Source organism: Bradyrhizobium sp. B039, assembly GCF_038965675.1.
Taxonomy (GTDB): domain Bacteria; phylum Pseudomonadota; class Alphaproteobacteria; order Rhizobiales; family Xanthobacteraceae; genus Bradyrhizobium; species Bradyrhizobium diazoefficiens.
Genome location: NZ_CP152416.1, coordinates 3,373,654 through 3,396,785, shown reverse-complemented (window position 1 = coordinate 3,396,785; position 23,132 = coordinate 3,373,654). Strand labels below are relative to the sequence as shown.

Genomic DNA, 23,132 nt, shown 5'->3' with positions numbered 1-23,132 from the left:
TCGGGCGAGAGCAGCGGCCGCGCATCAGAGCTCGCAGTTACGGCAGATTGTCCCGCAGAAAAATGTCGATGCGGATGCGTTCCTGGTCGGGGCTGATGGGCTCACCCGAGCAATGCGCGAGCAGGACGCGCGCTGCGGACCGCGCCTCGTGGCCGGGGTCCTGGTTGATGATGGCGTCGAGCGTGCCGCGGACCAGGAAGCGCCGCGTATACTGAGTCAGCTCATGGGTGATCCAGACCACCTCGCGCGCCCGTCCCGAGGCCTCGAGCGCATCAGCAATGCCACGGTTCCCGGCGCCGCAGCAATAGATGCCGCGGAGATCGGCATGGCGCGCCAGCAGCGCGGCCGTGAGCTTCCGCGTTCGGTCGCTGTCGTCGCGGCCCTCGATGACCGGGAGCGCGCGCAAATCCGGATACTCGCTGGACAGGATCTGGTGGAAGCCGAACTGCCGCTCGGTGTGATCGCGCAGCGACAACGATCCCGCGATCACCGCGACCGTCCCCTCGTTGCCGGCGAGGAAGCGTCCCATCAGCGTGGCCGCGGTCCGCCCCGCGGCCGGGTTGTCGATACCGACATAGTGCAGGCGGCGCGAGCTCGGCGCGTCCGACACCAGGGTCACCACGGCGACCCCGCGGCCTGCGAGCTCGTCGATCGCGGCGCGTACCCTCGGATGGTCGAGCGCGATGACGGCGACGCCCTGATAGGCCGGCGACAGGTTTTCCAGCGCGCTGGCCAGCACGTCCGGATCGAACACGTCGACATGGAGAATATCGATGAAGCCGCGCTGGCCGGCGAGCCAGTCCGCGGTGCGCTGGACCTGCTCGGTCAGGTTGGTCATGAAGCTGTTGCTGCCGGTCGGCAGCACGAACGCGAAACGGAACGTCTGGCCGCGGGCAAGCCGCGCGGCCGCGACGTCGGCACGATAGCCGAGTTTTGCCACCGCGGCCTCGACACGCGCAACCGTCTTGGCGCGCACGCCCTCGCGCCGGTTGACGACGCGGTCGACGGTGGCGAGCGAAACGCCCGCCGCGCGCGCGACATCCTCGAGCGTCGCGCGAAGCACCGGCTGCGCCGCGCCGGCTGTCATTCGCGCGCCGCCCACAGCATGCCGCGGGTCATCAGCGTTCGGATCTCCGGCACGTCAAGCTCGTAGGCACGGTGGCCGAGCGAGGAGTAGAACACCCTGCCCGCGCCGTAGCGCTTCTTCCACACCACCGGCATGACCACGCCCTCGATCCAGGGCGCGTGCTCGCCGGTGAAGGTCGTCGTCGCCAACACCTCGTTGGCGGGGTCGACATGCATGTAATACTGCTCCGAACGATGCTCGAAACTCTTAAGACCCTTCATGATGGGGTCGTCCGGCTTCGTCAAGTCGACCTTGTAGTCGATGATGTTGCCGGGATGTGCAACCCACTGCCCGCCACACAGGAACTGGTAGTCGACGGAATCGCGGAACGCGTCGCACATGCCGCCATGATGGCCGGCGAGCCCGACGCCGCTGCGCACCGCCGCGCAGAGATTGAGCGCTTCCGCCTTCTCGATCTTCGACATGGTGTAGATCGGGATGATCAACGACAGATCGTGAATCGCGGGATCGGCGAACGCCGCCGTCGTGGTTTCGATCCGCACCTCGAAGCCTTCCGCCTTCAGCCAGCCGCGGATCATCGAGGCACAGAGATCCGGATCGTGTCCCGGCCAGCCGCCCCAAACAATCATTGCCTTGCGCATGTTTCTGTCCTCAGTCGATCTGTCCGGTTTCGCGTCCGGCCGGCAGCATCGCCGGCCGCTCGACGCGGCTCTCGATCATGACGCGCCGCCCGTCGTCGGCGGAGGTCTGGAACGCCTCCATCACCTCCAGCACGTGGAAGGCGAGCGCCCCGCTGGCGCGGTGCGGCCGGTTGTTCAGGATCGCGGCGGCCATGTCGGCGACGCCGATCGAACGGAACTCACCGTCGACATGGCCGTGCGTCGGCGGCACCGTCTCCCATTCACCGCCGGTCCTTGCGACCTGCACCTCGCCGCCGAAGCGGTTCGGGTCCGGCACCAGCATGCTGCCCTTGTCGCCATAGATCTCGATCGGCGCGTGCCGGTGCTTCGGGACATCAAAGCTCATCGCGATCGAGACGACCGCCCCGCTCTCGAATTCGAGCGTGCCCGCCACATGGGTCGAGACCTCGACCGGAATCAGCGTGCCGTTCATCGGCTGGCTGGTCACCACGCGCTCGGATTTCGGACGCGCGGTCGAGCCCATCACGCTCGCGACCGGGCCGAGCAGCTGGACGAGATCGGTAATGTAATATGGCCCCATGTCCAGCATCGGCCCGCCGCCGCGCAGGTAATAGAAGCCTGGCGCCGGATGCCAGCGCTCGTGGCCGGGACAGCCGAAGAAGGCGCTGCCCGCAACCGGCGTGCCGATCGCGCCGTCGTCGATCAGCTTGCGCGCGGTCTGGTGTCCACCGCCCAGGAACGTATCCGGCGCGCAGCCGACGCGAAGGTTCTTCTGCGCCGCGAGATCGATCACCTTGCGCGCCTCCGCGACGTTGATGCCGAGCGGCTTCTCGGAATGGACATGCTTGCCGGCATTGAGCACGGCGAGGCTGACGTCGGTGTGGGCGAGCGGCACCGTGAGATTGATGACGATCTCGACGTCGTCGCGCCTCAGCAACTGATCGACCCGCATCCCCGGCAGGCCGAAGGCCGCGCCCTGGCGCTCCGCGGCATCGCTGCGCATGTCGGCGAGCGCCTTGACCTCCATGACCGGGAAGCGCTGGGCCGCCTTCAGATAGGCGGTGCTGATGTTGCCGCAGCCGATGATTCCGACGCCTATTCTTCTCATTGTGATCTCCGTGAGATTCCGTTCATCCCTTGACCGCGCCCGCGGTGAGGCCGGCGACGATGTGCTTCTGCGCCAGAAGGAAGAGAATGACCGTCGGCAGGATGGTCAGCGTGATGAAGGCAAGGATCAGGTGCCACTCGGACGAATACTCGCCTTGATAAACCATGATGCCGAGCGGCCAGGGATAGAGCGCATCGGTGTTGAGCATCACCAGTGGCAGCAGATAGGCGTTCCAGCTGTTGACGAAGGTGATGGTGCCGACGGTGGCAAGGATCGGCCGTGACAGCGGCAGCGTCACGTAGCGAAAGAACTTGATGTAGCTGCAGCCGTCCACCAGCGCGGCTTCGAGCAGTTCATACGGAATGTCCTTGAAGAAGCGCCGCAGCAGCAGCACGCTCATGGCCAGGCTGAATGCGACCTGCGGCAGTGCGACGCCGAAATACGTATCGAGCAGCCCGAGATCGCGCACCTTGATGAAGAGCGGCAACACCGCTGTCGCGGCGGGAAACAGCAGGCCGAGCGTCAGGTAGCTCAGCAGCATCGATGAGCCGTAGAACCTGACGTGAGCGAAGGTGAACGCGGCCATCGAGGCCACGATCAGGGTCAGCGCCACCGCGAGCGTCGAGATGACCAGCGAGTTGCGGAGCAGCTGCCAGTAGCGCGCCGAGAACAGGATGTCGGCATAGTTCTGCCATTCCCAGTGCCTTGGCAGGCCAAACGGATTGACGCGCAGCTCGCCGAGCGACTTGAAGCCGCCGAGCAGGGTCGCGAGCAGCGGCACCAGCACGAAGACGGCGATCACGGCGAGGAACAGCGCCTTGAACAGCACGGTGGGATCGAACGCGGTACGGGTGGTCTCAGTGTTACTCATCGCGCATGAACCATCGCTTGTAGGTGAAGGCAAAGGTCACGCAGATCACGAACAGGATGACGCCGATGGCGCTGCCATAGCCGACGCGCATGCGGGAGATGCCGTTGTTGTAGAGGAAGCTCACCATCGTGTTGGAGGAATCCGCAGGTCCCCCGCGCGTCAGCGGCATCACCAGGTCGAATAGCTGGAGCGAGCCGATGATGGCGAAGAACACCGAGAGGCGGATGGTCGGATAGAGCAACGGGATGACGACATGGCGGAGCGTCTGCGACCGCGTCGCCCCGTCGATGGTGGCCGCCTCGACCAGGCTCTTGTCGAGGCCCTGAAGCGCGGCGATGAACAGCATCATGTGGAAGCCGAAATACTTCCATACGATGACGATCAGCACCGCCAGCATCGCCGTGTCGGTCGAGGCCAGCAGATGCGGCGGCTCGGCGCCGAAGGTGCGCCAGATCGAGGCGACCAGGCCGTAGTCGCCGTCGTAGACGAACGAGAAGATCAGCCCGGTTGCGATCTCGGCCAGGATATAGGGCATGAAGAACAGCATGCGCAGCGCCACCGCCCCGCGAAAGCGCTCGGCGAGCATCAAGGCGAGCGTGAGCGCCAGCGGCAGCTGTATCAGCAGCGAGACCGCGATGATCAGCCCGTTGTTGCGCAGCGCGAGCCAGAAGGCGCGCGTCTCCAGCACGAAGCGATAATTGTCGAAGCCGATCCAGTTGGTCGGCCGGCCAAAGCCGTTCCAGTTGAAGGCCGAGTACCAGGCCGCCTCGCCGATCGGCACCACCACGAACAGCGTGAACAACAGCAGCGCCGGCGGCAGGAACAGGATCAGCACCGTGAAGCGGCCGTCCCAGCCGGGACCGCGCACCGCCGTCGGCGAGACCGATGTCTGCGCAACGCCCATCGCCGGCGCGCTCGCGATCGGTCGCGCCACCGTCAGTTACCCTGCTTCCAGGCCGCCTCGATCGCTTTCGCGGCGTCCTGCGGGCTCATGCTGCCGCCGGCGATTTCGGCAGTAACGTCATTGACGACGCGACCGACCGAGGGACCGAGGCTCTGGTCGTAGAAGTTCTGGTGATAGTTCGACTTCGCCAGATTGGCCGCGATCAGCTTCATGAAGGAATTGTTGAGGCCGGCATCCGCGCCCTGCACCACCGGGATGATGAAATTGCCCGCCGCAAGCCGCGTCTGTACGTCCCTGGAGACGAAGTATTTCAGGAAGTCGACCGCCTCCTTCGGCGAGCCCTTGGTGATCAGCCAGCCGGTGATGCCGCCGAGCGTGTCGGTCGGCGCGCCCTTGCCGCCCGAGACGACCGGGAAGTCGAACCAGCAGATCTTGTCCTCGGAGAGGCCCACCTTGTCGGCGGCGAGCGCGCGCTGCAGATGATAGACGGTGCTGATGGCGAGCGTCATTGCCGCCTTGCCGTCGCCGAAATAACCGACCGCCTGCGGATTCTTGAAGCCCAGGAAACCGTTCTGGAACGGCTGAAGATCGACGAGCTGCTTGAACAGCTCGCCGGATTTCTGGAAGGTTTCGCCGGCGAAGCCGCCGTTCTCGCCGCGCAGCGCCGCGTCAAAGGCCGGCTTGCCGCCGATGCGCACGGCAAGATGCGTCCAATAGAAGTGCAACGGCCATTTGTCGGCGCCGCCGACCACGATCGGCGTCACGCCTGCGGCCTTCAACGTCTTGACGGCGGCAAGCAGGTCATCCCAGCTCTTGATCCCCGCGGGATCGACCTTCGCCTTGGCCATCAGCTCCCTGTTGCAGAGGAAGCCGACCTGCGACAGCGCGGTCGGAAGTCCATAGACGCGGCCATTGCTGGTGAAGGCAGCGAGCGCTGCCGGCGTCAGGCTGTCGCTGTAACCCTTCACGGAATCGGTGATGTCGTCGAGGACGCCGGCTTCGATCTGCGCCGTCAGGACGCCACCGGCCCAGCTGTAGATGATGTTGGGCCGATCCTTGGATTGCAGGATGGTCGGCAGCTTGGCCTTGTAGGCCTCGTTCTCGAGGAACTGCATCTCGACCTTGACGCCCGGATGCGACGCCTCATAGTCGCGCGCGACCTCCTCCCAGATCTTCACCTGGGCCGGATTGGCCTCGATGTGGAGCCATTTCACCGTCGTGTCGGCTGCGGCAGAGTTGACCCAAAGCAGGCATGCGGCAGCGGCGAGTCCCAGCTTCCCGAGCAGTCTCATCACATCCCTCCCGATCGGCTCTTATTCTTTGGCTGCAATCCTGCCTTCGATTTTTGAGGTACGCAACTAAAATTCTGATCTATGGACCTCACGGCGGAAGCGGTTAAGGTTGGCAGGACAACCGGGCGGCGCCTTGCACCGCCCGCAACACAAGAAAAAGAGGTGCCCATGGCCGCCGTTTATTCCGACCTTGCCGGCAAGGTCGTTCTCGTCACTGGTGGCGCATCGGGGATTGGGGCTGCGATCGTGCGGCGCTTCGCGCAGCAGAAATCCAATGTCGTGTTCTTCGACATCAAGGCCGACGAGGGCCAACGCCTGGCACGCGAGCTGTCCGATCAGGGTCTGGCTGCGCATTTCCAGCGCGTCGACCTGACCGACATCGCCGCGTTGCGCGCCGGCGTCGCCGAGGCGCGCAAAGCGCACGGCGCGATCAATATCCTCGTCAACAATGCCGCGCATGACGAACGCCACAACACCGAAGAGATGACGCCGGAATATTGGGACGACCGCATCGCGGTGAACCTGAAGCACCAGTTCTTTGCGGCGCAAGCCGTGCTGCCGGACATGAAGGCGGCGAAGGCCGGCGCCATCATCAATTTCGGCTCGGTGTCGTGGATGGCCGGACAAGGCGGCATGGCGGCGTACACAGCCAGCAAGTCGGGCGTAGTCGGTCTCACGCGTTCATTGGCGCGCGACTACGGTCCCTACAATATCCGCGTGAACGCGATCGCGCCGGGCTGGATCATGACCGAGCGCCAGCTTGAGAAATGGATGACGCCGGCGGGCGAGATCGAACTGCAGCAGCGACAGTGCCTGAAGCGCCGGCTGGTGCCGGACGAGGTCGCGAAATTCACCGTCTTCCTCGCCTCGGACGAGGCCTCCGCCTGCACCGCTCAGCACTACGTCGTGGATGGCGGCTGGGTGTGAGATGCCTTGAGGACGGCGGGCGCATCAGGGCGCGGCACGGTCGCCGATTGCACTGCAAAATCACTTGCGCCGCAACATTCAAAAATGAGACTGCCCGTCAAACCGGACGAGGCGCCCACGCAGGCACCGCATTCGACTTCAGCTAGCTTCCCTCCAAAGCCGCGGGCCGTTCGAGAGCCACGGGCGTCGCGCCCGGTTCGGCGCGGCAACAAAGCGACGACACAGGGAGGAGCACAATGTCGAAATGCGGTGTGGGACTGCTTGCGCTGAGCAGCCTGTTTCTTTCGAGCGCGGCGATCGCCCAGGAAAAGATCAAGGTGGGCGTGACCGCAACCCTCGAAGGCACCTACACGGTGCTGGGCGAGGACGGCATGCGCGGCCACCAGACGGCACTCAACGTGCTGGGCAAGAAAATCGGCGACAAGGAGCTTGAGTTCATCGTCGCATCGACCGACGCGACGCCGGATTCGGCAGTGCGCGCCGTCCGCAAGCTAATCGAGCAGGACAAGGTGCAGATCCTGCTGTCGCCGCTCTCCGGCGACGAGGGTATCGCGGTGAAGAACTTTGCAAAGACCCATCCCGAGCTGACGTTCATCAATGCGGCATCCGGCGCCCAGGAAACGACCTATGTCGATCCTGCCCCGAACTTCTTCCGCTACAACATGGACGGCGCGCAGTGGCAGGTCGGCCTCGGCAAATACGCCTATGACGACAAGAAGTATCGCAAGATCGCGACCGTCGGCGAAGACTACTCCTTCATCTACACCCAGGTGTTCGGCCTCGTGCTCGAGTTCTGCGGCGCCGGAGGCCAGGTCACCAACCGGCAATGGGTTCCACTCGGCACCAAGGACTTTGCCTCCGTCATCGCCGCGCTGCCCGACGACGTCGATGCCATCTATCTCGGGCTTGGCGGGGCGGACGCCGTCAACTTCCTCAATCAGTATCAGCAGGCCGGCGGCAAGGCGCATCTGATGGGAGGCTCCATCATGATCGACCAGACCATCCTGTCGTCAAAGGGGAACGCCAAGAACGCGCTGATCGGCACCATCGCTGCGAGCGGCCAAGCCGATACCTGGGAGGATCCGGGCTGGCAGAAGTTCGTGAAGGCCTATCAGGACGCCTTCCCGCCCAACAAGCGTTTTCCAAGCCCGTCACTGCTCGCGACCAATTACTATGGCTCGACAATGGCCCTGATCCTGGCGCTGCGCGAGGTCAATGGCGATCTCAGCGACAACCAATCGAAGTTCAGGACTGCGCTGGCGAAGATCGAGCTCGACGCGCCGAACGGCAAGATCAAGCTCGACTCCAATCGTCAGGCGATCGGCACCAACTTCGTCACCGAAGTCGTCGATGATGGCAAGGGCGCGCTGTTCAGCAAGGTCGTGAAGGTGATCCCGAACGTGAACCAGACGCTCGGCTACGACCCGGCCGTGTTCTCGAAGATCGGGCTGCCGAGCCGCACCGTGCCGGAATGTAAGAAATACTGACGCATCACATCGGCAGCAGACGGGCGGGGAGCGACTTGCTGACGCGGGCGCTCTCCGCTCTTGCAATCTCGGCGGCGTTGTTGAACGCTGGCTAAAAAGACAAGAACATTCGGGAGGGAAGGCATGAGCCGTGCGCTCGCCGTCTTCCACGGCCGGTTCGGTCGGGCGACGGTTTATCAGTTGAACCGCCCTTTCAATATCCACGCGCATCGTGAAGGTCATCTGATCTTCCATGTCGGCGGCATGCCCGCATGCATCGATGTCTCCGCCGGCCACTACGATCTCAACGAAACCTCGGTCGTTGCCGTCAATCCTTGGGAGCCGCACAATTTTCTGCCGACCGACCTCGACGGCGGCGCGATCTTCTTCGTGCTCTATGTCAATCCCGAATGGTTTGCGCCCGATGCATCGGGCACCGACCGGCTGCGCTTCGGCCGCACGCAGTTCAAGCGCACTGTCGCGCTCGACAAGCACATCCGGCGAACAGCCGCCTTGGTGTGCGGCGCACCATCGCTCTCCAGCCTCGATTCCGAGCTCCGGCGGCTGATCGACATTTGCTATGATGAAAGCTGGCAACAGGCGGAGACCGTACGCGATGCGCGGGCGAGCGGCGCCGTGACCGACTTCCGCGTGCGCAAATGCATCAAGCTGATGTCCGAGAGTCCGGGGGCGGAGATGGAGCTCGACACCATCGCGCGCGAGTCCGGCCTGTCGCGACCTCACTTCTACCGGCTGTTCCGCGTCCAGACCGGCGTCACGCCGAACCTCTATCTCAACACGCTGATCATGGAACAGGCGCTCGAAGCGCTGGTCGCCAGCGAGGCACCGATCGCCGATATCGGCTTCGATCTCGGCTTCTCCTCGCAGAGCGGCTTCACCCGCTTCTTCGCCGCCAATGTGGGGATGGCTCCGACCGACTATCGTCGCGCCGCCAAGGTCTTGCGCGCCTGACCGCCGCGCGAAAAGATACTCACGATCAAATGTCGCACTTAAAGCCCGGCTAGGATGAGCGCAACGCGACCCCCAGATGGTCGCGACGACGGGAGCGCACGTTCATGGCGAGGCGAGCAGCCGCTGCAAGGCTGTCTGACCTGCATTCGGTGGAGCTTCGGCGCGCCGCCTGGACAAGCGGGCGGCGCACATGAGCCGTTTCATCGAACGCCATCCCGCCTGGGCGCTGATCTCGATCATCGCGATCGCCATCGCGCTGTGGCTGATCTTCGCGGTCTGGCCGCCGGGCCTCGAAGAGGCGATCGGCCGCAAGCGCGTCTTCCTCAACGCCGTCTTCAACGGCATCACGCTCGGCGGGCTCTACTTCCTCGTCGCGAGCGGCTTCACGCTGATCTTCGGCCTGATGCGCAACGTCAACCTGGCGCACGGCTCTCTCTATCTGTTCGGCGGCTATGTCGGCTACGCCATCAGCACAGCCACCGGCTCCTGGCTCCTCAGCTTCATCGTTGCCTTCGTCCTGACCGCGCTGGTCGGCGTGCTGCTTCAGGTGATCGTGTTCCGGCGCATGGAAGGCCAGGACCTCAGGCAGACCATGGTGACGATCGGGCTCTCGATCGTGTTTGCCGACCTGATGCTCTGGGCCTGCGGCGGCGACTTTTACCAGATCCAGACCCCGAGCTGGCTGATCGGGCCCGTGGACCTGCCGCTGATCACGGCGGTGAAATCCTCGGGCGAGCCGGTCTATCTCCGATATCCGGTGGTGCGGCTGGTGATCTTCGCGGCGTCCGTCGTGATCGGCGTCGGCATGTGGCTCGCGCTCAACCGCACCCGGATCGGCATGATCATCCGCGCCGGCGTCGACGATCGCGACATGCTGGCCGCCACCGGCGTGCGCATCCAGCTCGTCTTCGTGCTGGTGTTCGCGTTCGGCGCAGGGCTTGCCGGCATCGCCGGGGTCGTCGGCGGCACGTTCCAGTCGCTGTCCCCCGGTGAGGACATCCGTTTCCTGCTGGCCTCGCTGGTGGTGGTGATCGTCGGCGGCATGGGATCGATCCCCGGTGCGGCGCTCGGCGCCCTCATCATCGGCCTCGCCGAGCAGCTCGGTTCGGTCTACATCCCGACCTACGCCATCGTCGTGACCTTCCTGATCATGGTGCTGGTGCTGGCAATCCGGCCGCAGGGCCTCCTGGCGAGGCGCTGACATGTCCCTCGCGCACGACGCCCGCGTTACCGTCCGCCCCGCCGCCGTGGCGGAGCGTTCCGCGCGGGCATGGCCGGAGATCGACAATCCCGCCGCCTGGATCGTCGCGGTCCTCCTCCTGATCATGCCGCTGATCGCCAACGGCTTCTTCCTGATCGAGATCTTCGCCACCACGCTGATCCTCGGCACCATGGCGCTGAGCCTGATGTTCCTGGCCGGCTACGGCGGCATGGTCAGCCTGATGCAGCTCACCATCGCCGGCTTTGCGGCCTACATGGTCGCCGTGTTCGGCGTCAGCGCCAACACCAATATCAGCCTCGGCTGGCCGTGGTGGCTCGCGGTCCCGATGGCGCTCGCGCTCGCGACCGTCTTCGGCACGCTCGGCGGCGCGCTGGCCGTCCGCACCGAAGGCATCTACACCATCATGATCACGCTCGCGATCGGCGCGGCCTTCTACTATTTCACCAACCAGAACTGGGCGATCTTCAACGGCCACACCGGCATCAACACCGTCGCGACGCCGCATTTCTGGGGCGTCAACTGGCGCGCAGACATTCCCTTCTACTACATCGTGCTCGCAGTCGCCGCGCTGTGCTACTTCGCGGTCGACTACATCTCCCGCGCACCGTTCGGCCTGGCGCTGCAAGGCGTGCGCGACAATCCGCGCCGCATGGCCGCGCTCGGCTTCAACGTCAATGCGCACCGCGTCGCGGCGTACGCCTTCGCGTCCTTCGTCGCGGCGCTCGCCGGCGTGCTCCAGGTCTGGAACTACCGCCAGATCTCACCGGGCTCGGTCAGCGTCGGCGCCTGCATCGACGTGCTGATCATCGCCGTGGTCGGCGGCATCACGCGCCCGATCGGTCCCTTCATCGGCGCGCTGATCTTCGTGCTGCTGCGCACCTTCGCGCTCGACGTCCTGATCAAGTTCGGGCTCGACGGCAACCGTTTCCGGCTGCTGATCGGGCTCGGCTTCCTCGCCATCGTATTCTGGTCCTCGGACGGCGTGATCGGCCTGTGGCAGCGCTGGCGCCAGAGCCATCGCCCCGCGACGAGCCGTTCGGGCGGAGCAAGCGGCCATGGATAGCGTCGCCCAACGCCTCTCCGCCGTCGGCGCCGGCGCCGCGCTCGAGCTGCGCGGCGTGACGCGCCTGTTCGGCGCGCTGGCGGCGCTGACCGACGTCACCATTACCGTGCGTCCCGGCGAGCGGCGCGCCGTGCTCGGCTCGAACGGCGCCGGCAAGACCACGCTGTTCAACTGCATCACCGGCGACTTTCCGCCCTCCTCGGGCACCATCCGCTTCTTCGGCGAGGACGTCACCCACTTCCCGCCCTATGAACGCATCCGCCGCGGGCTGCGCCGGACCTACCAGATCTCGGCGCTGTTCCCCGGCCTCACCGTGCAGGACAACGTCTATCTCGCCTGCCGCGGCATCTCGCGCGGACGTTTCTCGTTCCTGCGCCCGGGACAGAACGACGCCCTGATGCACGCAGCCGACAACCTGGTGCAGGCCGTGCACCTGACCGCGGTGAAGGACCAGCGCGTCGCCGAGCTCGCGCATGGCCAGCAGCGCCAGCTCGAGATCGCGCTCGCGCTCGCCGGCGCCCCGCGCTTCGTGCTGTTCGACGAACCGGCCGCGGGCCTGTCCCCGACCGAACGGCAGGAGCTGATCGAGATCCTGACCTCGCTGCCCGCCCATATCGGCTACATCATCATCGAGCACGACATGGACGTCGCCCTGCGCGTCGTCGAGAGCGTCACGATGATGCACAACGGCCGCGTCTTCAAGGAAGGCCTGCCGCAGGAGATCGAGTCGGATCCCGAGGTGCAGGAGCTTTACCTCGGAGGCGGCCATGAATGAGGTCCGCCGCACAGCCGCCGCGCTCGAGGTCCGCGGCCTCGACGTCTACTACGGCCACTCGCACGCGCTGCAAGGCGTCGACCTCGCGCTGGAGAGCGGCGTGTTCTCCGTCGTCGGCCGCAACGGCATGGGCAAGACCACGCTGTGCAAGGCGATCATGGGACTGGTCCCGGTGAGCGGCGGATCGATCCGCATCCGCGGCGAGGACATCACGCGGCGCTCGCCGGCCCATATCGCCCGCCTCGGCGTCGGCTATGTGCCGCAGGGCCGCCGCCTCTGGCGCTCGCTCAGCGTCGACGAGCACCTGCGGCTCGCCGCCAGCATGCGATCCGGTGCCTGGACCGTCGAGCGCATCTACGACACCTTCCCGCGCCTCGCCGAGCGCAAGGACCATGGCGGCGGCCAGCTCTCCGGCGGCGAGCAGCAGATGCTCGCGATCTCGCGCGCACTGCTCACCAATCCGCATCTGTTGATCATGGACGAGCCGACCGAGGGGCTTGCGCCCGTCATCGTGGCGCAGGTCGAGGAGATGCTGCTGCGGCTCGGCGAGGACGGCGACATGGCCGTGCTCGTGATCGAGCAGAACATCGGCGTCGCCACCGCGGTCTCGCGCAATGTCGCGATCATGGTCAACGGCCGCATCAACCGCATCATCGATTCGGCGCGGCTTGCCGCCGATCGCGAGCTCCAGCAGCGCCTGCTCGGTGTCGGACTGCATGCGACGCTCGAGCCCGATACCGACGCGCCCGCTGCCGGCAGTGAGCCGAAGCCGGCCCCGCAGCCGTCGCGCCCGAGCGGGCCGATCCGGATTTACATCTCCAACCCCATCTTGCCGACGCGCTGGTCCCAGCCGGTCCCGATCGCGCGGATCGAAGCCGCCGCACGCACGCTCTCGACGCAGGTTGCGCGTCTCGACGAGACCGCACGGCGCAAGCGTGAGCCGGCGACGGCGCAGACATCCGGACCTCCGGTGGTGCTGGTCGTCGGCACGCTCGACACCAAGGGCGCCGAGCTGCGCTTCATCCGCGACATCATCACGGGAAGCGGCCTGCGCACACGGCTGGTCGACGTCTCCACCAGCGGCAGGCATGCGAGCTGCGATGTCTCCGCACAGGAGATCGCGCTGAACCACGGACGCGGCGGCTCGGCCGTGTTCGGCCCGGACCGCGGCACCGCCGTCACCGCGATGGCGGATGCGTTCGCCAACTGGCTGCGGCGGCAAGGCAATATCGCCGGCGTGATCACGGCCGGGGGCTCGGGTGCCGCATCGCTCGTTGCGCCGGGCATGCGTACCCTGCCCGTCGGCGTGCCGAAGCTGATCATCTCCTCCGTCGCCTCCGGCGATGTCGGGCCCTATGTCGGGCCCGCCGACATCACCATGATGTATTCCGTCACCGACGTGCAGGGGCTCAACGCGATCTCGCGCGCGGTGCTCTCGAACGGTGCGAATGCCATCGCCGGCATGGTGAAGGCGCGCCTCGATCAGCGCGAAGCCAGGGAGCGCGCGACCGCCGCCAGCCTGCCGTCGATCGGCATCACCATGTTCGGTGTGACGACGCCGGCCGTGCAGAGAATCGCCGCCGATCTGCGCGAGGATTTCGAGTGCCTCGTCTTCCACGCCACCGGCGTCGGCGGCCGCTCGATGGAGAAGCTGGTCGAGACCGGCCAGCTCGCCGGCGTCATAGACCTGACCACGACCGAAGTCTGCGATCTCCTGATGGGCGGCGTGTTTCCCGCGACCGAAGATCGTTTCGGTGCGATCATCCGCACGCGCGCGCCCTATGTCGGCTCGGTCGGCGCACTCGACATGGTCAATTTCGGCGCGCCCGACACCATCCCGGAGCGCTACCGCGGCCGCAAGTTCCACGTCCACAATCCGCAGGTGACCTTGATGCGGACCACGGCCGAAGAGAACGAGCGCCTCGGCCGCTGGATCGGCGAAAAGCTCAACCAGATGGACGGGCCCGTGCGCTTCTTCCTGCCCGAGGGCGGCGTCTCCGCGCTCGATACCCGTGGTCAGCCGTTCTGGGATCCGGATGCCGACGCCGCGCTGTTCCGCACCCTGGAACGCACCGTGCGGCAGACTGGCAACCGTCAGCTCATTCGCGTCCCCAGAAACATCAACGATCCCGAGTTCGCCTCGACCATCGCAGCTGCGTTCCGAACGCTGTTCGGCCGCACCGGGGCGCGCCGGAGACTAGCGAGGTGACCGATGGCCAGGTTTGAGCGCGCAGCACTCCTGAGGCGATTTCGCGGCATGGCCAGGCGGGGTGAGCCGATCGTCGGCGGCGGCGCCGGCACGGGGCTGTCGGCCAAATGCGAGGAGGCCGGCGGCGTCGATCTCATCGTCATCTACAATTCCGGCCGCTACCGCATGGCTGGCCGCGGCTCGCTCGCGGGGCTCATGCCGTACGGCGATGCCAACGCCATCGTGCTGGAGATGGCCGGCGAAGTGCTGCCCGTCGTCAGCAAGACGCCGGTGCTCGCCGGCGTCAACGGCACCGATCCGTTCCGCGACATGGACGTGTTTCTCGACCAGTTGAAGGCGCTCGGCTTTGCCGGCGTGCAGAACTTCCCGACCGTCGGCCTGATCGACGGCGTGTTCCGCGCCAATCTCGAAGAGACCGGGATGTCCTACGCGCTCGAGATCGACATGATCGCGAAGGCGCGCGAGAAGGACCTGCTGACCACGCCCTACGTCTTCAGCGAGAAGGAAGCCGCCGCGATGGCGATAGCCGGGGCCGACATCATCGTCTGCCATCTCGGGCTCACCACCGGCGGCACGATCGGGGCGCAGACCGCGCCGAAATTGCAGGACTGCCCGGCGCGCATCGACACCTGGGCCTCGGCCGCGCTCAGCGTCAATCCGGAGATTCTGGTGCTCGCGCATGGCGGGCCGATCGCCGATCCCGCCGACGCCGATTTCATCATGAAGAACACCCGCAACTGTCACGGCTTCTACGGCGCGTCCTCGATGGAACGACTGCCCGTGGAGCGCGCCCTGACGGAACAGGTGCGTCAATTCAAGGCGATCGGTGCGCGATAACGCCTTTAAGGTTCGAGGGAGGACAAGATGTCAGGGATATTGGTCGGCGAGTTGATCCTCTGGCTGATCGTCGCGATCGTCGTGATCGTCGTGGCCGTCTACATCGTGAACTGGCTCTACCATCGCTCCTCCAAGGAGACGTCGTTCGTCCGGACCGGATTCCTCGGCGAGCGCGTGGTGATCAACGGCGGCGCCTTCGTGCTGCCGTTCATCCACGACTACACGCCGGTCAACATGAACGTGCTGCCGATGGGCATCGTCCGCTCCCGCCAGGACGCCGTGATCACCCGCGACCGCATGCGCGTGGATATCGAGGCCGACTTCTACGTCCGGGTCCAGGCCACCAAGGAGGCGGTCTCGATCGCGGCTGCCACACTCGGCCGCCGCACCATGGAGCCCGAACGGCTCCACGCGCTGCTGGCCGGCAAGTTCATTTCCGCGATCCGGTCGGTCGCGTCCGAAATGACCCTGGAGGAGATGCACGAGCGGCGCGGCGACTATGTCGTGCGCGTCAAGACCAATGCGGCGGAGGCACTTGCCCAGAACGGACTCGAGCTCGAATCCGTCGCGATCACCGATCTCGACCAGACCGATCTCGAATTCTTCAACCCGTCGAACCGGTTCGACGCCGAAGGTCTGACCCGCCTGATGGAGGACATCGAGGCCAAGCGCAAGCTGCGCAACGACATCGAGCAGGACTCGATGATCAAGATCCGCTCCCGCAATCTCGAGGCCGAGCGGCAGGCGCTGGAGATCGAGCGCGAGAGCGAGACGGCGCGGCTGGAGCAGGAGCGCGACATCGAGATGCGCCGCGCGCTCCAGCGCACCGAAGTCGCCCGCGAACGCGCACTGCGCGAAACCGAGGCCGAACAGGCCCAGATCTCCGCGCGCGAGACCATCGAGCGCGCGCGGATCGCCAATGACCAGGCCATTGCCGAGGCCCGCATCGCCTCGGAGCGCGAGACCCGCCAGAAGGAGATCGAGCGAACCCGCACCATCGAGGAAAAGGAGCTGCTGGCGCGCGAGGAAATCGAGAAGACCCGGATCGCCAACCAGCGCTCGATCGACACCACCCGCATTGCCTCGGAGCGCGAGGTGCGCCAGCGCGAGATCGAGCGCATGCGCACCGTCGAGGAGGCCGAGATCGCCGCACGCGAATCGATCGAGAAGGCCCGCATCCAGCAGGACCGCGTCGTCACCGATGCCCGCATCGCCAACGAGGAGGAGACGCGGCGCCGCGAGATCGAGCGCACCCGCGCCGTCGACGAGGCCGAGATCGCCGCACGCGAAGCCACCGAGAAGGCGCGCATCGCCCAGACCATGACGGTCAATGTCGAGCGCATCTCCTCGGACGAGCGGACCCGCGCCCTGGAAATCCAGCAGGTCCGCACCATCCAGGAGGCCGAGATCGAGGCGCAGCGCGCGGTCGAGGCCGCCCGCATCGCCCGCGAACGGACGCTGGCCGCCGAGCGCATCGCCGCCGAGCAGAACACGCGGCAGCTCGAGATCGAGCGCAACCAGACGCTCGATGTCGCGGGAATTGCCGCGCGCGAGGCGACCGAAGCCTCCCGCATCGCCCAGGAGGAGCGGGTGCGCTCGCTGGAAATCGCCCGCAACCGCGCCGTCGAGGAAGCCGACATCGCCTCGCGCGAAGCGATCGAGGCCGCCAGGATCGCGCAGGAGAAAACCGTTGCGGCCGAGCGCATCCAGGCCGAGCGCGAAACCCGCGCGCTCGAAATCGAGCGCACCGGCGTTCTGGAGGCCGCCGAGCTGAAGCGGCGCGACGCGATCGAGCGCCAGCGCATCGGCGTCGATCTTGCGCTCGAGGCCGAACGAATCAACTCGTCCAAGAAGCGCGAGGTGCTCAATATCGAGCAGAAGAAGGCGATCGAGATCGCGGACGAGGACCGCGTCATCGCGCTCTCCACCAAGCGCTCGGAACGGATCGACGCCGATCGCCAAGTCAAGCAGGCCGAGATCGTCGCGCGCAAGGACGTCGAGACCACCGACGTGTCGCGCGAGCAGGCGCTGGAAGCGGCGCGGATCGAGCGCCGCCGCGCCATCGAGCAGCTCGAGGTCGCCCGCGTCCAGTCGCTGCAGGAAGCCGAGATTGCCGCGCGCGAAGAGGTGGAGCGCGCGCGGATCGCGTCCGACCGCGGCCTCGATGAGGCGCGCATCGGCCGCGAGCGCGAGCTGCGCAAGCTCGAGGTCAACCGCGAAAAGGACGTCGAGACGGTGCTGATGGAGAAGGCCATCGCGATTCATCAGAAGTCGCTGGAAGAATCCGCAGCGCGTGCTGCTGCGGAGGAAGCCCGCATCCATGCGACGGAAGCCACCGAGCGCGTCATCACCGCGCGCGAGAGCGAGATCGCAAGGCGGCGCAAGACGGTCGAGGTGCTGCTGGCCGAGAAGCAGGCCGAGGAGACCCGGATCGCGGCCGACGCCGAGCGTGTCCGCGCCACCGTCGAGGCCGAAGCGCAGCGGATGCTCAACGAGGCCGAGAACGTCCTCACGGATCAGGCGCGCTACTCGCTGTTCCGCCGAAAGCTGCTCGACCGCATCGAAGGCATCGTGCGCGAGAGCGTCAAGCCGATGGAGAAGATCGAGGGCATCCGCATCCTCCAGGTCGACGGGCTCAACGGCAATGGCCATGGCGGCAATGGCGGCCGCAGCGCCACCGACGAGGTGATCGACTCGGCGCTGCGCTACCGCGTCCAGGCGCCGCTGATCGATTCGATCCTCGCCGACATCGGCGTCGAGGGCGGCAGCCTCGCCAAGATGCCGGGCCTGATCCGCGAAGCCCGCGACATGCAGGGCATCAAGGAGTCCGCGCGCAAGGGCGGCGGCGGCGACAAGCCAGCCGCCTCCCCGCCTGCGACTGAGGGCGGCGGCGAACCGCCGGCCGAGCGCGGGCCGCGGAAGAAGAGCTGAGGATCGCGTTCATGGCCCGCGTCTACGTCTCCACCGTCGTCAACGCCCGCAACGACCGCGTCTGGGCGCGGGTGCGCGATTTCAACGGCCTACCGAATTGGCACCCGGCGATCGCGGAGAGCCGGATCGAGGGCGGCGAGCCCTCGGACAAGATCGGCTGCGTCAGGGATTTTCGCCTGCGCAACGGCGACCGCATCCGCGAGAAGCTGCTCGGCCTCTCCGACTACGACATGTTCTGCACCTATTCGATCCTGGAATCGCCAATGGGCGTGGAGAACTACGTCGCCACCCTGCGGCTCACGCCCGTCACCGACGGCGACCAGACGTTCATGGAATGGACCGCCGAGTTCGACTGCGCGCCGGAGCGCGAGACGGAGCTCGTCAACAATATCGGCGGCGGCGTGTTCCAGGGCGGGTTTGACGCGCTGAAGCGCGTGTTCGGAGGCTGACACCCGTGCCGCATATCGTCAAAAGCACGATTTTGGACGCGCCGACCGATGCGGCGTGGTCCGTGCTGCGCGATTTCAACGGGCACGACCGCTGGCACCCGGCGGTTGCGACCTCCACGATCGAGCGTGCGCAGCCCTCCGACAAGATCGGCTGTGTCAGGCGCTTCAAGCTGAAGGACGGCTCCGAGCTGCGGGAGCAGCTTCTGGCGCTGTCCGACCTGGAGCAGTCCTTCAGCTACTGCCTGCTCGATACGCCGGTGCCGATGTTCAACTACGTCGCCCATGTCCGGCTGCTGCCGGTCACCGACGGCGACCGCACCTTCTGGCACTGGGAGTCACGCTTCACGACCAGGCCGGAAGACAAGGATCGCATCACCCACATGGTCGCCGAAGACATTTATCAGGCCGGGTTCGAGGCGATCCGCCGGCATCTGAAGGAGGCCGCATCATCATGGCCGTGACAGTGAAGACGTTCACCAGCGCCGGCGAGGCTGCCGGGGCGCTGTCCTCGGACCGCAGCGCGCGCTATCTCGGCGGCGGCACACTTGTGATGCGCGCGCTGAACGAGGGCGACGTGACGATCTCGACCGTCGTTCGCGCCCACGACCAGGCGCTGACCCGGATCGACGCATCCGGTCCGCGCGTGACGCTCGGGGCCGGCGTCACCTTCGCGCGCATCCTCGCCGAACGGGACCTCGCCTTCCTGCATGCCCCTGCCCGCTCGATCGGCGGTCCCGCCGTGCGCAACATGGGCACCGTCGGCGGCAATCTCTTTGCGCCCACTCCCTATGGCGATTTCACCGTCGCGCTGCTGGCGCTTGACGCCACCGTCGCCGTGCAGGGCGGCTTTGGCGCGCGCGACGTCCCGATCGAAGAGTTCTTGCAGGCGCGCGACCGCCAGGCCGGGACGCTGGTGCTGTCGGTGTCCTGCACCCGGCCGGCCAGCAGCGAGGCCTTCCGCTATCGCAAGATCGCGCGTATCAAGCCGAAGGGCGGCTCGGTCATCACCCTTGCCGCGCATCTGCCGGTCAGCGGCGGCCGGATCGCGGGCGCCCGCATCGCGCTGGGCTCGATGGCGCCGACGCAGATCCGCGCCCGCGCCGCCGAGCGAGCGCTCGAGGGCCGCTCGCTCGATGCCGCGACGATCGCGGCCGCCGCATCCGCAGCAACCGAAGGAACATCGCCATCCGACAACGCGCTCGGCAGCGCCTGGTATCGCCGCGAAATCGTCGGCGTCCATCTGCGGCGTCTGCTGTCCGGCCAGGAATAGACAGGGAATAGATCGTCATGTCCAAAATACCCCTGCAATTTCGTCACAACGGCCGCGACGTCGCGATCTTCGTCGACGGCGGCACCAATCTGCTGGTGGCGCTGCGCGAATTGATCGGCGACATGACACCGAAATTCGGCTGCGGCCAGGGCGGCTGCGGCACCTGCAGCGTGCTGATCGACGGCGAATTGCACCTCTCGTGCCTGACGCTGGCCGAGACCGTCGCGGGCCGCGCGGTCGAGACGCTCGACGGCATGAAGCAGGGCCCGAACTTGCATCCGCTCCAGCGCGCCTTCGCCGACCATTTTGCCGCCCAATGCGGCTATTGCACGCCGGGCATGCTGATGGCCGCAAAGGCCCTGCTCGACCGCAACCCCGCCCCGAGCCGCGCCGAGGTCGTCGAGGCGATCTCCGGCAACATCTGCCGCTGCACCGGCTACGAGCCCATCATCGACGCCATCCTCGCTGCTTCCGGCAGCCGAGCGAGTGCCTGAGGATCCCCATCATGCTGGAACTGCGCAAGGACATCTTCGCCGACGAGCGCGACGATAGTTTGAAAGAGATCGGCAAGGGGACGCAGCGCCAGGACATGCTCGGCCACGTCACGGGCACGTCGAGCTATTTCAACGACCACAAACTTCAGGGCATGCTGCACCTGAAGGTCGTCCGCTCGACCGAGGCGCATGCAAAGATTCGCCGTATCGATACCACCGAGGCCGAGCGCTCGGCCGGCGTGCGCCGGATCATCCGCGGCACTGACGTGCCGGTCAATCTCAACACGCTGCTGAGCCTGATCAATTTCGGCAAGGACGACGAGCCTTCGCTGGCGGTCGACAAGGTCCGCTACAAGGGCGAGCCGATCGTCGCCATCGTCGCCGACAGCGAGCGCGAGGCGTTCGAGGCGATTGCCAAGGTCAAGGTCGACTACGAGGTGCTGCCGGCGGTGTTCGACGTCGAGGATGCGCTCAAGCCTGGCGCGCCCGTGGTCAACGAGACCTACCCGAAGAACACATTCACCTATCACGAGGTCTACGATCACCAGCGCTTGCGTTTCGGCGACGCCGATGCGGCGCTCGCGACCGCCGATCACGTGCTGGAGCAGCGCTACCAGATGTCGCCGATCGAGCACGCGCCGACCGAGACCAACGGCGCGATCGCCGCGCCCGACACCAACGGCCGCTACGTCGTCTACACCTCGACGCAGGCGCTGTTCTTCTCGGTCGACACCTGCGCCAAGATCCTGGACGTGCCATCCAACACCTTCCACTTCATCGGCGGCACCGTCGGCGGAGGCTTTGGCGGCAAGGTGGACACGCTGACCGAACCGCTCGCGATCCTGGGGGCGATGCTGACCGGGCGGCCCGTGCGCTACGTGTTCGGCCGCGAGGAGGAGATGCAATACGGCCCGCCGCGCGGCGCCGAGCGCATCTACATCAAGGATGGCGTGATGCGCGACGGCCGCATCGTCGCGCGCAAGATCCGCGCCTATTTCGACAGCGGCGCCTACACGCGGCTGTCCAGCTACGCCGCCGTGAAATGCGCCGCACACCTGCCCGGCCCCTACACCATCCCGAACGTCTATGGCGACGTCTATTGCGTCTTCACCAACCGGACGCCTGCAACCGCCATGCGCGGCTTCGGCGTCACCGCGATGGATTTTGCCATCGAGTGTCAGATGGACAAGCTGGCAAACCTCGTCGGCATGGACCCGATGGAGTTCCGCATCCTGAACGCCTATCGCGACGGCGACATGAAGGCGCACAGGCGCGAAGCCAAGAACACCGCGCTGATCGAATGTGTTCAGGTTGCGGCCGAAAAGGCCAAATGGCCGATCCGCGACGAGTTCAAGCGCGCGTCCTCGCGCAAGGACGGCGGCGGCAGCCGCGCCGTGATTCCGCCGACACCGACGGATTCGCACCCAAGGCCGGCTGTGGCCGCGCAGCAGCGCACGACCTATGACCGGCTTCCACCGACGGTCACCCGCGAGCCGCCGCGCGAGCCGCCACCGCCTCCCCCGCGGCCCGCTGCGCCCTCGCATGGCGCGACCCGTTTCTCCTCCGTCTTCGGCACCAGGAGGCGCTAGATGACCCGGCATCGCGGACGCGGCATGGCGTCGATCAACTATCCCATCGGCATGAATCTCGGCGGCGACCCCAGCCAGGCGCTGGTGCACTCCAATCCGAGCGGCAAGTTCACCGTCGCGCTGTCGTCGATCGACCTCGGCCAGGGCATGAAGTCGGTGACACGGCAGATCTGCGCGGAGACGCTGGGCGTGCCGGTCGAGGACGTCTATGTCGACACGGCCGACTCCGACACCGGCCCGCACTGCATGGGCTCGTTCGCCTCGCGCGGCACCCACCGCGTCGGCAACGCCGTGATGGCCGCCGCCCGCGAGGCGCGCGGCGTGATGATGGAGGCCGCCGCAGAGGAGCTCGAGGTCAACGCCGCCGATCTCGATACCGACGGGCGCGGCAACATCCACGTCAAGGGCGCGCCGCACCGGTCGATCTCGACCAAGGACGTCGCGATCGCCGCGCAGTTCAAGCAGGGCAAGACCATCTCCGGCCGCGGCATCTTCCTCGTCCCTCTTTCCAACGTCGATCCGGAAACCGGCGAGATGTCGCCGGCAACCTGCTACGCCCATGCCTGCCTGGTCGCCGAGGTCGAGGTGGACGACGAGACCGGCGAGGTCGCGATGGTGCGCATGGACTCCGCCTATGAGCTCGGCCGCGCGCTCAATCCGCGCCTGGTCGAGCAGCAGCTGGTCGGCGGCGCCTGGATGGGCGTCAGCCACGCGCTATACGAGACGCCTGAGCCCTACTATCCCGATCCCGTTCACGGCCCCCGCGATTTCGTCGAATATCTAATGCCCGGCCCCGGCGATATCTGCCCGCACGACATCGCCGTGCTGGAGCGTCCTGCGCCGGATGGCCCGTTCGGCGCCAAGGGCCCCGGCGAGATGTGCGCCAATCCGGTGCTACCGGCCGTCGCCAATGCGATCTTCAACGCGGTCGGCGTCCGCATCGACGATCTGCCGATCACCCCGGAAAAAGTGCTGCGCGCCATCAGGTCCCAGGGCGGCGCGCGACCGCAGGCACGGCGCTAGAG

The 23,132-nt window shown here is 66.4% G+C and carries 21 protein-coding genes; 15 read left to right on the top strand and 6 right to left on the bottom strand.

The genetic code is table 11. The features are described 5' to 3' along the window. Positions 1 to 37: 37 nt before the first annotated feature. From AAFG50_RS15805 to AAFG50_RS15780, 6 genes are read right to left on the bottom strand one after another with little or no spacing between them, the layout of a single operon-like run. Positions 38 to 1,087 (bottom strand): LacI family DNA-binding transcriptional regulator, encoded by a 1,050-nt coding sequence (locus AAFG50_RS15805; protein ID WP_011086178.1) that lies wholly within the window; start codon positions 1,085 to 1,087, stop codon positions 38 to 40. After that, the gene (locus AAFG50_RS15800) at positions 1,084 to 1,728 is read right to left on the bottom strand and encodes a ThuA domain-containing protein (RefSeq protein ID WP_018643025.1); all 645 of its coding nucleotides are present in this window, start codon (positions 1,726 to 1,728) and stop codon (positions 1,084 to 1,086) included. Before AAFG50_RS15800 ends, AAFG50_RS15805 begins: the two co-directional genes overlap by 4 nt. 10 nt (positions 1,729 to 1,738) lie before the next feature. Next, positions 1,739 to 2,836: a Gfo/Idh/MocA family oxidoreductase gene (locus AAFG50_RS15795; RefSeq protein ID WP_028172025.1), complete on the bottom strand. Its 1,098-nt coding sequence runs from the start codon at positions 2,834 to 2,836 to the stop codon at positions 1,739 to 1,741. A 22-nt stretch (positions 2,837 to 2,858) separates the two neighbouring features. After that, on the bottom strand, positions 2,859 to 3,707 hold the full coding sequence (locus tag AAFG50_RS15790) for a carbohydrate ABC transporter permease (RefSeq protein WP_028172026.1): 849 nt from the start codon (positions 3,705 to 3,707) through the stop codon (positions 2,859 to 2,861). Then, the gene (locus AAFG50_RS15785) at positions 3,700 to 4,641 is read right to left on the bottom strand and encodes a sugar ABC transporter permease (protein ID WP_028172027.1); all 942 of its coding nucleotides are present in this window, start codon (positions 4,639 to 4,641) and stop codon (positions 3,700 to 3,702) included. The genes AAFG50_RS15790 and AAFG50_RS15785 overlap by 8 nt, the downstream gene beginning before the upstream one ends. 2 nt (positions 4,642 to 4,643) lie before the next feature. Then, positions 4,644 to 5,903 carry an extracellular solute-binding protein gene (locus AAFG50_RS15780; RefSeq protein WP_028172028.1) on the bottom strand — a complete coding sequence of 420 codons (1,260 nt, stop codon included), beginning with the start codon at positions 5,901 to 5,903 and terminating at the stop codon, positions 4,644 to 4,646. A gap of 168 nt (positions 5,904 to 6,071) precedes the next feature. On the opposite strand from AAFG50_RS15780, the gene AAFG50_RS15775 reads away from it, so the two are divergent. The 15 genes from AAFG50_RS15775 to AAFG50_RS15705 all read left to right on the top strand — a co-directional run bounded on the left by AAFG50_RS15775 (position 6,072) and on the right by AAFG50_RS15705 (position 23,130). Further along, entirely contained in the window at positions 6,072 to 6,830 is a 759-nt protein-coding gene (locus tag AAFG50_RS15775; RefSeq protein WP_028172029.1) for an SDR family NAD(P)-dependent oxidoreductase, read from the top strand. Between the two features lie 236 nt (positions 6,831 to 7,066). Next, the gene (locus AAFG50_RS15770) at positions 7,067 to 8,317 is read left to right on the top strand and encodes an ABC transporter substrate-binding protein (protein WP_011086171.1); all 1,251 of its coding nucleotides are present in this window, start codon (positions 7,067 to 7,069) and stop codon (positions 8,315 to 8,317) included. A gap of 123 nt (positions 8,318 to 8,440) precedes the next feature. Next, complete coding sequence (locus AAFG50_RS15765) at positions 8,441 to 9,268, top strand: AraC family transcriptional regulator (RefSeq protein ID WP_011086170.1); 828 nt, start codon at positions 8,441 to 8,443, stop codon at positions 9,266 to 9,268. 190 nt (positions 9,269 to 9,458) lie between these two features. Next, a complete protein-coding gene (locus AAFG50_RS15760) occupies positions 9,459 to 10,469 on the top strand; it encodes a branched-chain amino acid ABC transporter permease (RefSeq protein ID WP_011086169.1) in 1,011 nt (336 codons plus the stop codon). A gap of 1 nt (position 10,470) precedes the next feature. Beyond that, positions 10,471 to 11,553 carry a branched-chain amino acid ABC transporter permease gene (locus AAFG50_RS15755; protein WP_028172030.1) on the top strand — a complete coding sequence of 361 codons (1,083 nt, stop codon included), beginning with the start codon at positions 10,471 to 10,473 and terminating at the stop codon, positions 11,551 to 11,553. Continuing rightward, positions 11,546 to 12,328 (top strand): ABC transporter ATP-binding protein, encoded by a 783-nt coding sequence (locus AAFG50_RS15750; RefSeq protein ID WP_011086167.1) that lies wholly within the window; start codon positions 11,546 to 11,548, stop codon positions 12,326 to 12,328. Before AAFG50_RS15755 ends, AAFG50_RS15750 begins: the two co-directional genes overlap by 8 nt. Then, positions 12,321 to 14,537, top strand: a complete 2,217-nt coding sequence (locus AAFG50_RS15745; protein ID WP_028172031.1) for an ABC transporter permease — start codon at positions 12,321 to 12,323, stop codon at positions 14,535 to 14,537. The genes AAFG50_RS15750 and AAFG50_RS15745 overlap by 8 nt, the downstream gene beginning before the upstream one ends. Positions 14,538 to 14,540: 3 nt before the next feature. Then, positions 14,541 to 15,374, top strand: coding sequence for a phosphoenolpyruvate hydrolase family protein (locus AAFG50_RS15740; RefSeq protein ID WP_028172032.1), 834 nt, complete (start codon positions 14,541 to 14,543; stop codon positions 15,372 to 15,374). A 27-nt stretch (positions 15,375 to 15,401) separates the two neighbouring features. Then, positions 15,402 to 18,305, top strand: a complete 2,904-nt coding sequence (locus tag AAFG50_RS15735) for a flotillin family protein (protein ID WP_028172033.1) — start codon at positions 15,402 to 15,404, stop codon at positions 18,303 to 18,305. Between the two features lie 11 nt (positions 18,306 to 18,316). Beyond that, positions 18,317 to 18,754, top strand: coding sequence for an SRPBCC family protein (locus AAFG50_RS15730; protein WP_011086163.1), 438 nt, complete (start codon positions 18,317 to 18,319; stop codon positions 18,752 to 18,754). Between the two features lie 5 nt (positions 18,755 to 18,759). Continuing rightward, a complete protein-coding gene (locus tag AAFG50_RS15725) occupies positions 18,760 to 19,215 on the top strand; it encodes an SRPBCC family protein (RefSeq protein WP_028172034.1) in 456 nt (151 codons plus the stop codon). Further along, a complete protein-coding gene (locus AAFG50_RS15720; protein ID WP_028172035.1) occupies positions 19,206 to 20,024 on the top strand; it encodes an FAD binding domain-containing protein in 819 nt (272 codons plus the stop codon). The genes AAFG50_RS15725 and AAFG50_RS15720 overlap by 10 nt, the downstream gene beginning before the upstream one ends. A 17-nt stretch (positions 20,025 to 20,041) precedes the next feature. Continuing rightward, the gene (locus AAFG50_RS15715; RefSeq protein ID WP_027548905.1) at positions 20,042 to 20,518 is read left to right on the top strand and encodes a (2Fe-2S)-binding protein; all 477 of its coding nucleotides are present in this window, start codon (positions 20,042 to 20,044) and stop codon (positions 20,516 to 20,518) included. Positions 20,519 to 20,529: 11 nt separating this feature from the next. Beyond that, positions 20,530 to 22,107 (top strand): molybdopterin cofactor-binding domain-containing protein, encoded by a 1,578-nt coding sequence (locus AAFG50_RS15710; RefSeq protein WP_028172036.1) that lies wholly within the window; start codon positions 20,530 to 20,532, stop codon positions 22,105 to 22,107. Next, entirely contained in the window at positions 22,108 to 23,130 is a 1,023-nt protein-coding gene (locus AAFG50_RS15705) for a molybdopterin cofactor-binding domain-containing protein (RefSeq protein WP_028172037.1), read from the top strand. Positions 23,131 to 23,132: the final 2 nt, after the last annotated feature.